The organism is uncultured Microbulbifer sp., from assembly GCF_947498635.1.
Lineage (GTDB): Bacteria > Pseudomonadota > Gammaproteobacteria > Pseudomonadales > Cellvibrionaceae > Microbulbifer > Microbulbifer echini.
Map to the genome: position 1 here is coordinate 1 of NZ_CANMKV010000117.1, position 664 is coordinate 664.

Here is a 664-nt window from a genome sequence, read left to right on the forward strand (position 1 = left end):
ATTTATCTGCATGTCTGGGCTGATAAACAGCATGGTGGAGCCCTATACGAAAACTTGCGGCGTAGGGATAGACCCTACAATAAACGCGCGAACGGAAAGTCCACTCGTGGACACATCAAGAATGCCATCAGTATCGAACAGCGACCACAGGTTGTCGATGATAAATCTCGTATCGGAGACTGGGAAATTGATACCGTTATAGGTAAAGGCCATAGTGGTGCTTTGGTCACCATCGTAGACCGTAAGAGCAAATTTACTCTCTCTCAGCAGGTTGAGCGCAAGACGGCAGAGTTGGTCACTCAGGCTACGATCTCACTACTTGAGCCGTATAAACATTTAGTACATACCATTACCGCCGATAATGGCAAAGAATTCGCCCTGCATGAGAAGATTAGTGAAGCTTTGAATGCTGAGGTCTATTTTGCGCATCCGTATGCCTCTTGGGAGAGAGGCCTAAACGAGAATACGAACGGCCTGCTGCGCCAGTACTTTCCGAAAAATACTGACTTCAGGCTTGTGAATCAAAAAGAAGTAGAAGTGGCTGTTGAACGCTTAAATAATCGTCCCAGGAAAACGTTGGGCTATAAAAGTCCTAGTCAGATATTGGGAGAATATACGGCTGAGGCAGCAACCTAAAGGGTGATGCACTTCAGAGTTGAATGCA

At 46.2% G+C, this 664-nt stretch carries 1 protein-coding gene; it reads left to right on the plus strand.

Annotation, left to right across the window (positions count from 1 at the left end; translation table 11 throughout):
- On the plus strand, positions 1-636 hold a 636-nt coding region (locus tag Q1A69_RS20070; protein WP_299589686.1), incomplete at its 5' end, for an IS30 family transposase.
- Positions 637-664: the final 28 nt, after the last annotated feature.